The following is an 8,241-nucleotide window of genomic DNA, read 5'->3' as shown; positions in this document are numbered from 1 at the left end:
GAGTTCGAAACCATCATGAAGAACGCCGTCGACCTGGCGGCATAAGGAAACGAGTCAACCAAAACCTCAGCATTCCCCGTTCACGTTCTCGCCTTCCTGGACCCGACCAGCAGCCCCGTTCGCCATACCCTCTCGTTGGTTGCGTTCATCCTCCGAGCGCACTCAGCGGAATGAACGAGAAGCTGCCGCCGCCTGACCGGTCGATGGTCGCCTCGCTGAATCTGTCGTCGGTGCCGGGGAACCTCACGGCGAGCGTGAACCCATCCGTCGATGTGATGCGAGAATCCGGCAATTCCGCCTCGAGCTGGGATGCATCGACATCGTGGGGGATCAAGTACGCCTCTACGGCATTCTCGTTTGATCCGCCTGCCATGGTTCCGCTAGCCGCGCCGCGTTCGTAGATGTTCGCGGGCGTGCCACAGCTCGATGAAACTATCTCTTGGTCTCCGCGGACGCGAACGACGAGACAGATCTCGTCATCCCGGGTTCTTGCCACCCAGTAATCGGCGCGTTCGTCGCTCCCTGCACTACGGACGCTTTCTTCGACGATGTCACCGGAGTCCTCACGATTGAGGTAGTCGGGAAGCACGTCGCTGGAGTCCTGTTGAGAGGCGAGTTCGGGGACGATCTCGTCCGCAGGGACCTCAGCCGTCTCCCGTGTCAGGGCGAAGACGGATGCCGCCACCGCGACGACAGCTATCACACCAAGCGTTGAAAGCACGTATACCTTCTTCACGACAACCTCCTGGTTTCCAGGGTAGGTGGAGGAGCGGCGGGCGACGCGGCACGGGCGCTGCGGGCTACTGTCCGGGAACGACGGCAGGCTTCGTCGGGTCGGGCTGGAGCAGCAGTCGGTCGCCCGGGTGGATCGTCCCGTCGCCGCCCCAGAGGCCGTTGAACATCGCGAGGTTGACGGTGTCGATGCAGAAGCGGGCACCGATTGCGTTGATCACGTCGCCGGAGGCGACGGTGTAGGTGATGGGGACGCCGGAGTCGTCGAGCTCGGCGGTGCCGGTCGCCATGCTCTCCGCACCTGTATCTACCGGTTCGCCGAACATCTCGGTCTGCCATTCATCGCTGGGGTCTTCGCGGGATGTCTCGGTCCATGCGATGGTCTCGCACTTCGGGTGGGTGTCCGGCTGGGCGGGGCCGGGGTAGGGGGCGATGCGGCCGCCTTGCTCGATGATCTCGGCAGCGTCGGCCGAGGGCTCGGAGCCGGGTGGGCTCGTCTCGGTCGGGGAGGGGGTCGCGGCTGCGGGTGTCTCGATGGGCGCCGCTGCCGGAGCGTCCGCGGCCGGGCTGCAAGCTGCAAGGGTGACAGCAAGCATGGGCGCGGCGAGGAGTGCCATTCGGCGGGCAGCGCGGTTGGTCATGCTGCCCACGCTAGCGATGGGTTTGGCGTTGTGCCTCCGACTTCGACCGGTTCCTGCAGGTTAGTCCGGGCTGCGCCGCGGTCTCATCGCCGAAAATCCTCAGGGCGCTCAGTTCTGATCCGAGCCACCGCCGCAGCATCCTCGCCCTCGACCGCGCGCGCTTCGGCGAGAACTCGGTCGATGCTGGCGGCCGGGATCACGACGGCTCCGGCGTTGTCGGCATAGACGTAGTCCCCGGGGACGACCGTGACACCGGCTATCTCGACGGCGACATCGGCCGCGTAGGGCATCACGGTGGCTCCGCCCCACTGGGTCGCTTCGCCCCGGCACCACGTAGCGAATCCGTATTCGGCGAGCTGGGCGAAGTCCCGCAACCGACCGTCGGTGAGGACGCCGGCGATCTGGGTGTGCTCGCCGCGCGAGAGCTTGGTGCCGCCGCCGTGGGATGCGTCGGGATATCCGCCGCTGGAGAGCACCAGCACTCGCCCCAGCGGTGTCGATCCGAGGGCTTGATAGAAGAGGTGCGCGAAGTCGGTCTGCGGGAGGTCATCACGGTAGGGCAGGAAGGCGATGGTGGCCGCCGGTCCGAACAGAGGGCGCGTCGGATCCGGGCTGTGGAGGGGAAGGAGGTGAGCACGATGAGGGTGGATGCGGCCCATCGCATCGACCAGCGCGGCGCACCCCAGCTCGGCGGCTTGGATGGAACGGTTCCGCTTCTCGTCGTCGCTCATCAGTCGGTCTCTCGTTGTCGGGCTGATCTGCGCTGTGGCGCGCGAGCGCTCGCGACCTAGCGAAGGTGGTCCCATCGGCCCGGGTCGTCTTCGAGCGCGTCCCTGTCCCACCCACCGTGTTCGGCGGCGGCGTGGTAGGTGTCGTGCAGGAACTGCAGAACTGCCTGGTCCGGATCCTCGGCCGTTGCCACGACCTCGTACGGCAAGAGGAACTGACCGTTGCCGCGGCTGTAGTACGCGCCCTCGGGGCCGACCGGATAGTCGGCGAAGCCCTCGGGCTCAGGGTAGGCGTAGGCGTAGAACGCGCCTTCGTCGCCGCCGCCGGGCCAGAATCCGCAGCTGAAGAGCTCACGCGAGTAGCCCTCGACCATGACCCAGTCGCCGACATTCGGAGCACCGCCCGGATGCTCGGGTGCCTCGCGGCCCGAGAACCGGGTGCAGGCGAGATCCATCGAGCCCCAGAAGAAGTGGACCGGGCTGACCTTGCCGACGAAGTGCGACCGGAACTCTTCGATCACCCGGTGCGCCTGCATCAGCTGCTCCCAGAACAGGCGGGCCGCAGCCGGGTCGTACTCGGCGTGCGCGGTGTCTTGGGCGAAGGGGATGGCGGGTTCCACCTCGTTCGGCGTGGAGGAGATCTCGGCGTCGATGCCCAACTCGTGCAGCGCCCGCAGGGTCTGCGCGTGGAACTCCGACACCGGCTTCGCCTCTAGGCGGACGGCCCTGGCGCCGCCGTCGCTGGTGCGGATCCGGAGCTCATGGGCGATGAAATCGAACTCGAGATCGAAGAGCCGGCGCCCGTCCGGGATGCTGCCGGTGCCCAGGCCCCGCGGGGTGACGTAGAGCGTCACCTGCCACCAGTGGTTGATCAGCGGAGCGTGCACGAGCCGCACCTTGCCCACGATCTGCGTCCACATATGCAGGGTGTCTCGGGTCGCCGTCCAGTCAGCGACTCTCAGCTGCGGCCAGGACCGGCCCTGCGCCGCGGCATCCGTGTTCATGGCGTCTCCTCTTGATCAGCGGTATTCGGGGTTCGGCTGATGCGGTGCGCAGCCGGCATCCCACTCGCTGCGACGGTTTCCGTAGGCCGGGAAGCCCCCTGCGGCTTTAGTATCGCCGCCAGGTGGAGCAGGTTGTAGGTCATGGCGTTGCGGTTGGTGAAGTCATTCTCCGGCTGCCAGCCCCAGGATGTCGACGGGTCGATCGCACGCAGACCTTGAGCGTGTTGCTGCCACACGGTGTGAAATGTGCGACATGGCACGAGTACCTAAGGAGACGACCATGACCGAAGAACGGCACACCACGCAAGACAGCGGCGCGCTCAGGGGCGGTGGTCCGCGACCCGTGGCAATCATGCGGACCGAGAGCGGCCTCATCGCCGCGCTCGCGATGCTGGGAACGATCGCGATCGATCCCGGTCTGTGGTGGTTTCCGCTGGCGATGTTCCTGCTCTTCGATCTGTCGATACTCGGATACCTGCGCTCGACCGCTCTCGGCGCGTTCTGGTACAACGCGGTTCACACCTATGTCTGGTCGGCGGTCCTGGGCGCCGTCGCGATCGTGCTGAGCCTCTCGTCGCCGGCTGCGGCGACCTGGGTCGCGCTGATCGCACTCGCGTGGGCGTTCCACGTCGGGGTGGACCGGATGCTGGGCTACGGACTCAAGCTTCCGGATGCCTTCACACACACCCACCTCGGCACGATCGGGAATACGCGCCGCGCGAGCTAGGGTCACGGCGGCGTGGGGGAACACGGCTCCGCACTGCGGTGTTGACCGCACCGTGGAGACGATCGTGAATGTCGATGTCGTCGTCATCGGCGCAGGCCAAGCCGGCCTGTCGGCGTCGCATCATCTGCAGCGTCGTGGGTTCGTGAACGCGCTCGACGAGCCTGACGCTGCGCGCACCTACCTCACCCTCGACGCGAACTCTCAGCCGGGAGGGGCCTGGTCGCACCGCTGGGACTCGCTCACGATCGCCACGCTCAATGGGATATTCGATCTGCCGGACTTCCCGAAGCCGCATCTGCAGGAGTCCGAGCCGAGCCGCACGGCGGTTCCGCGGTACTTCGCCGCGTACGAGCACGCCCACGGCATCCGGGTGCTTCGCCCCGTGCGGGTGCGCGAGGTGCGACGTCTCGACGACGACCCCGCCGGTCTGTTGAGCGTCGAGAGCGACCGGGGTGCATGGCACGCGCGTGTCGTGATCAACGCGACCGGAACGTGGAACAACCCCGTGCGGCCCGCGTACCCGGGTGCGGACACGTTCGAGGGGCGCCAGCTGCACACGCGCGAATACGGGGGGTACGAGCACTTCGCGGGGCAGCGGGTTGCGGTCGTCGGTGCCGGGATATCTGCCGTTCAGCACCTCGAAGAACTCTCCCGCGTCGCCGAGACCTTCTGGTACACGAGACGGCCGCCGCAATGGCTCGACACCGCGTTCGAGCCAGAGACAACCGGTCGCGCCACGATCGCGAAAGTGGTCGCCGATGTCGAAGCGGGCCGGCCGCCCGGCAGCATCGTCTCGTACACCGGACTCGGATGGACGTCGTACGCGGTCGCTGCGCGGGATCGAGGAGTGTTGAATGCACGTCCGATGTTCTCGTCGATCGGACCCCGCGGGGTCTGGGAAGCCGATGGTACTTTCACCCCGCTCGACGTGATCGTGTGGGCGACCGGCTTCACGGCCGACCTTGCCCACCTCGACGCGCTCGACCTGCGAAGCCCGGCCGGTGGCGTGCAGGTGCACGGTACCCAGACCACTCGAGACCCGCGCGTGCACCTGATCGGGTTCGGGCCCTCGCAGTCCACGGTGGGCGCGAACCGCGCCGGACGCGAGGCGGTGATCGCCGTCTCGCGGTACCTCGCGGCGCAGGCCGACGCAACGTCAAGCCGTTTCACTCCTGCCTGAGAACGGGTTCCGCTTCGGTCGGATCGTGCTGACGGTTGTCCGCGCAATGCTCGTCCATCACTGACGCAGTACTCCACATCCTCGTGTGCGTGAGCGGCGACCCCGGGATTCGCCGCTAGCGTGGAGGTGACGTTGCCCCCGAAGTGGCGTCCTCCGCGGCCCAGTGTCATGCGCACCGAACGCCCGTGACCCCGGCCGCATCCGGATCAAGCCCGAAGGACGCTATTCCCGTGAGACTGCCCCGAGCCGCTCGTCGCGCCGCCGTCGTCGGGCTGGCGATCAGCCTGCTTCTCGCGGGGTGCACCGCAACACCCGAGGCCGACGAGTCGATGGATGATTCGACGCCGGCTCCGATCGTTTCAGCGACGGTGGTCCCGGAGCCAACCGAGCCGGTCGCGGCTCCCTCCTCACCGCCAGAGCCTCCCGCACCGGAGCCGACGCCACCACCTCTTGCGCCGGACCCCGCTCCCGTTGTCCCGCCGAGCACGGGAGTCGACGCACCCGGTGTCCCGCCCCGTGGAGGGGCGATCGCCATCGGCGACGGCCCGTCCCCGGGCGCGGACGTCGATCCCGAACTGTCGAAGACGCACGACGACAGCGTCGAGGTCATCAGCGAGATCGGCGCGCTCTCCTTCGCCTACACCGAGGCCTACGGCGACGACTTCTCGTTCGTCGACAGCGGGTGGGACGACAGCAGCACGACGCTCACCCTCAACGTCACGGGCACGCACGACGGCGACGACTCCGTCGCGAACTGGTTCAACGACCAGACTCTGGGATATGCGGTGCACACCGACATCGACACCAACGACGAGCCCAACGAACTGCACTACGCATTCTGCGGGAGTCTCGCATTCAGCCAGTTCGACACCCAGATCGAAACCTGCTTCGGGCAGGGAGACAGCGACACGCTGGCGAACAACTGGTGGATGGGCGGCCAGTACTACTACGTCGAGCGCCCCGAGTGCTACATCGACGAGAACACGACGGACGAGAACGCAACCAGCCTCGTCGCGTGCCTGGAAAGCCACGGATCCTCGTCCTACACCTTCGAGGTCAACTCGGGTGGCGCCTCCCCGAACCTCTTCTCGCTGTACAGCCCGTCGCAGATCGGCCCACTCACCGGCTCACGGCTGGAGGCGTTCGTCGCTGCACACCCCGACCTGAGCTCGGCCGACAAGGCGGTGCTCGACACCCTTGCCCGAGAGCTCAAGAAGGCGGATATCGAGGTCCCCTCCTCCTGGAAGGTCTCGTGCGGGTCCACCTGCACGGAGTCGATCACGAAGGGTGAGCTGTGGGCCGGAGTGCACGACACCACGACCTACGAGAGCGAGGTGTGGAAGAAGGTCCTCTCCGGCACGAATCTGAACAACTACAGCATCAACGTCACGGCCGGGCGCAACAGCAGCTCTGACGTCGCCGATTGGTTCATCGACGCGGTCGGAAGCGGCGCCATGATCGGCGCGGGGGCCAATGACGGGACCACGCAACCCGGCAAGCTGCACTTCGCCTTCTGCGGCGAGCTCACACCACAAGGCGGTACCGCGACGGCAAGCGCGCCGCTGTGCATCGGCCAGGGGGAGAACCACGACGACGGCGATGCGAACAACTGGTGGATCGGCGGCTCCGACTGGAAGCTCGCGACGATGGGTTCTTCGACAGCGGCCGAGGCGCTCGGCCTGTTCGTCCCGGTCGACGAGCTCGGGATACTGCCCGACACCGAGGTGCGGATGCTGTTCAATCCCGACACGCTCACGGCGATCTTCGTGCTGAGCGGCAATGTCGCGACCGGCGCGGTTCTCGACGGCATGGCCTTCGTCGTCGGGCTCGGTTGAGCGGAGACTCGCCGAAGCGACTAGCTGCGCCGGTCATGGGCGCGTTCGCGATCCCGAGGCAGGGGCATGGTTCTCCCATAGGGAGCCCATAGACGCCGGTGGTGGGGTGAGGACTCACCACCGACGAACCCCGACCCAAGGATCGAGCTCATGAAACGAGTCCCCCTCGCCGCCACCGCCCTTCTCGCCTCTGCGCTGCTGGTCACCGGCTGCGCCGCGACCGTAACCCGCGCGAGCTCGACCACATCTGCGAGCTCCGAGCCGACGACGAGCGCGTCCAACTCGGCCACGGCCGTCGACACGAGCGCCACCAGCGGCGACATCGACTGGAGCGATCTGCCCACCACCGAGGTGACGCTCTCCGACGACGGTCTGACCATCACCGAGGCAGGCACCTATGTGCTCAGCGGTTCGACCGCCGGGCAGGTCGTCGTCGACACCGACGGGAACGTGCGGGTCATCCTGAACGGCGCGACGATCGAGAGCACCGACGGTGCCGCGATCCAGGTCGACGGCGCCGAGACGACCGTGATCGAACTGACGGAGGGGACGACCAACGCCGTCTCCGACGCGTCCACCCGCAGCGACGACCAGACCGAAGACGAAGAGATCGACGGCGCCATCTACTCCGCAGACGACCTGATCATCGCGGGTACCGGCACGTTGAACGTCACCGCCACATTCGCCGACGGCATCGTCGGCAAGGACGACCTGCGGATCGAATCCGGCACGATCACGCTCGAGAGCGTCGACGACGGCATCCGCGGGACCGACTCGCTGACCATCAGCGGCGGCACGATCACGATCGACGCGGCGGGCGACGGAATCAAATCCACCAACGACACCGACGCCGGCGAGGGGCAGCTCATCGTCTCGGGCGGTGACATCACCATCACCACCGGCGACGACGCCGTCAAGGCCGAGCAGCAGGTGACGATCACGGGCGGCACCATCGACATCCCTGAGTCCGTCGAGGGCATCGAGGCGCCGGTCATCGTGATCGACGGCGGCGACATCAGCGTCACCGCATCCGACGACGGCATCAATGCCGCCGCCTCGGCCATCGTGACGACAGGGCTCAGCATCACCATCAACGGGGGCGACATCAGCATCTCGATGGGCGCGGGCGACACCGATGCGATCGACAGCAACGGCGATCTCACAATCACGGGCGGCACGATCGATATCACCGCACAATCGGCAACCGACTTCGACGGGACGGGCACGCTCTCGGGCGGCACTCTGATCGTCAACGGCGAGCAGGTCACCGAGCTGACGGGCCAGATGATGGGCGGCGGAATGGGCGGCGGCGGCCGACCCTAGTAGTACTTGGTTAGGTTCTTGTTAATGGTCGTGGGAGCTGTTAACGTCGCGGCGTGCGAGCGGATGAGATC

At 66.8% G+C, this 8,241-nt stretch carries 8 protein-coding genes; 4 read left to right on the top strand and 4 right to left on the bottom strand.

Features of this window, described 5'->3' with window-relative positions; genetic code table 11:
- Positions 1-145: 145 nt before the first annotated feature.
- From M4I32_RS14955 to M4I32_RS14940, 4 genes are all read right to left on the bottom strand, one after another.
- Positions 146-736 carry a hypothetical protein gene (locus M4I32_RS14955; RefSeq protein WP_319035281.1) on the bottom strand — a complete coding sequence of 197 codons (591 nt, stop codon included), beginning with the start codon at positions 734-736 and terminating at the stop codon, positions 146-148.
- Between the two features lie 64 nt (positions 737-800).
- Complete coding sequence (locus tag M4I32_RS14950) at positions 801-1,373, bottom strand: LysM domain-containing protein (protein WP_319035280.1); 573 nt, start codon at positions 1,371-1,373, stop codon at positions 801-803.
- Positions 1,374-1,456: 83 nt separating this feature from the next.
- A complete protein-coding gene (locus M4I32_RS14945; RefSeq protein ID WP_319035279.1) occupies positions 1,457-2,104 on the bottom strand; it encodes an RraA family protein in 648 nt (215 codons plus the stop codon).
- Positions 2,105-2,160: 56 nt separating this feature from the next.
- Positions 2,161-3,105, bottom strand: coding sequence for a DUF5996 family protein (locus tag M4I32_RS14940; RefSeq protein WP_319035278.1), 945 nt, complete (start codon positions 3,103-3,105; stop codon positions 2,161-2,163).
- A gap of 280 nt (positions 3,106-3,385) precedes the next feature.
- Between M4I32_RS14940 and M4I32_RS14930 the strand changes: the two genes are divergently transcribed.
- The 4 genes from M4I32_RS14930 (at position 3,386) to M4I32_RS14915 (ending at position 8,170) form a co-directional block, all read left to right on the top strand.
- Positions 3,386-3,832, top strand: coding sequence for a DUF4260 family protein (locus M4I32_RS14930; protein ID WP_319035277.1), 447 nt, complete (start codon positions 3,386-3,388; stop codon positions 3,830-3,832).
- A gap of 64 nt (positions 3,833-3,896) precedes the next feature.
- Complete coding sequence (locus M4I32_RS14925; protein ID WP_319035276.1) at positions 3,897-5,012, top strand: NAD(P)-binding domain-containing protein; 1,116 nt, start codon at positions 3,897-3,899, stop codon at positions 5,010-5,012.
- A 230-nt stretch (positions 5,013-5,242) separates the two neighbouring features.
- On the top strand, positions 5,243-6,847 hold the full coding sequence (locus M4I32_RS14920) for a hypothetical protein (protein WP_319035275.1): 1,605 nt from the start codon (positions 5,243-5,245) through the stop codon (positions 6,845-6,847).
- 150 nt (positions 6,848-6,997) lie between these two features.
- A complete protein-coding gene (locus M4I32_RS14915) occupies positions 6,998-8,170 on the top strand; it encodes a carbohydrate-binding domain-containing protein (protein ID WP_319035274.1) in 1,173 nt (390 codons plus the stop codon).
- Positions 8,171-8,241: the final 71 nt, after the last annotated feature.

The sequence above is a fragment of the Microbacterium sp. LRZ72 genome, assembly GCF_033792225.1.
Lineage (GTDB): Bacteria > Actinomycetota > Actinomycetes > Actinomycetales > Microbacteriaceae > Microbacterium.
This window is presented reverse-complemented; position numbering and strand designations above follow the sequence as displayed.

What these genes read in the sequence shown, in the direction of transcription:
- M4I32_RS14950 (WP_319035280.1), bottom strand. Translation starts at nt 1,373, where the DNA reads ATGACCAACCGCGCTGCCCGCCGAATGGCACTCCTCGCCGCGCCCATG.
- M4I32_RS14945 (WP_319035279.1), bottom strand. Translation starts at nt 2,104, where the DNA reads ATGAGCGACGACGAGAAGCGGAACCGTTCCATCCAAGCCGCCGAGCTG.
- M4I32_RS14940 (WP_319035278.1), bottom strand. Translation starts at nt 3,105, where the DNA reads ATGAACACGGATGCCGCGGCGCAGGGCCGGTCCTGGCCGCAGCTGAGA.
- M4I32_RS14930 (WP_319035277.1), top strand. Translation starts at nt 3,386, where the DNA reads ATGACCGAAGAACGGCACACCACGCAAGACAGCGGCGCGCTCAGGGGC.
- M4I32_RS14915 (WP_319035274.1), top strand. Translation starts at nt 6,998, where the DNA reads ATGAAACGAGTCCCCCTCGCCGCCACCGCCCTTCTCGCCTCTGCGCTG.